The organism is Acinetobacter sp. AL9, from assembly GCF_041464035.1.
GTDB classification, from domain to species: domain Bacteria; phylum Pseudomonadota; class Gammaproteobacteria; order Pseudomonadales; family Moraxellaceae; genus Acinetobacter; species Acinetobacter towneri.
Map to the genome: position 1 here is coordinate 1 of NZ_JAYFSK010000268.1, position 255 is coordinate 255.

Consider the following 255-nt stretch of genomic DNA (forward strand, 5'->3'; position numbering starts at 1 on the left):
CAACGCCCACGGCTATCCTCTACAAATGAACCTGTTTTTAACGTGTATTTGCTTAAACCGTAGCTATCCCAAAGCTTAAATTGGTGTTTTCCATACTGGACATATCCATTGGCATATTTGATAGCCAACTTTTTAAAGGGAACCCATCCCAAAGAGCGCCTTGCTGATTTTTTATTGCTGACACGCCATTTCAGCTTTGCCTTTTTAAATTGCTTTCTTCGGGTGACTAATTCTTCAGTTACAGCCTGAATGGTT

General features: G+C 40.4%; 1 pseudogene. It reads right to left on the minus strand.

Going from position 1 to position 255, the window contains the following annotated elements:
* A pseudogene (locus ACEO2X_RS14650) lies at positions 1–255 on the minus strand (RNA-guided endonuclease TnpB family protein); the annotation flags it as partial.